Here is a 1049-nt window from a genome sequence, read left to right on the forward strand (position 1 = left end):
CGTCGTGACTGCGTGCCTTTTGAAGAATGAGCCTGCGAGTTTGCGGTGTGTTGCGAGGTTAACCCGTGTGGGGAAGCCGTAGCGAAAGCGAGTCCGAATAGGGCGTTTTAGTAGCGCGCTCAAGACCCGAAGCGGAGTGATCTAGCCATGGGCAGGTTGAAGCGGAGGTAAGACTTCGTGGAGGACCGAACCCACCAGGGTTGAAAACCTGGGGGATGACCTGTGGTTAGGGGTGAAAGGCCAATCAAACTCCGTGATAGCTGGTTCTCCCCGAAATGCATTTAGGTGCAGCGTCGTGTGTTTCTTGCCGGAGGTAGAGCACTGGATAGGCGATGGGCCCTACCGGGTTACTGACCTTAGCCAAACTCCGAATGCCGGTAAGTGAGAGCGCGGCAGTGAGACTGTGGGGGATAAGCTCCATGGTCGAGAGGGAAACAGCCCAGAGCATCGACTAAGGCCCCTAAGCGTACGCTAAGTGGGAAAGGATGTGGAGTCGCAGAGACAACCAGGAGGTTGGCTTAGAAGCAGCCACCCTTGAAAGAGTGCGTAATAGCTCACTGGTCTAGTGATTCCGCGCCGACAATGTAGCGGGGCTCAAGCGTACCGCCGAAGTCGTGTCATTCCAGCACATACGCCCAACGGCGGCTGGGATGGGTAGGGGAGCGTCGTATGCCGGGTGAAGCGGCGGCGGAAGCCAGTCGTGGACGGTTTACGAGTGAGAATGCAGGCATGAGTAGCGATACACACGTGGGAAACGTGTGCGCCGATTGACTAAGGGTTCCTGGGTCAAGCTGATCTGCCCAGGGTAAGTCGGGACCTAAGGCGAGGCCGACAGGCGTAGTCGATGGATAACCGGTTGATATTCCGGTACCCGCTGTGAAGCGTCAAACATCGAACCAGGCGATGCTAAGTCCGTGAAGCCGTTCCGGACCCTTCGGGGAATGGAAAGTGGTGGAGCCGGCGAACCAGATCTGTAGTAGGTGAGTGATGGGGTGACGCAGGAAGGTAGTCCATCCCGGGCGGTGGTTGTCCCGGGGTAAGGGTGTAGG

The 1049-nt window shown here is 57.7% G+C and carries 1 rRNA gene; it reads left to right on the forward strand.

From position 1 onward, the window contains the following. Positions 1 to 1049, forward strand: a 23S ribosomal RNA gene (locus tag ACWCRB_RS49765); the annotation flags it as partial.

The sequence above is a fragment of the Streptomyces sp. NPDC002156 genome (assembly GCF_053593675.1).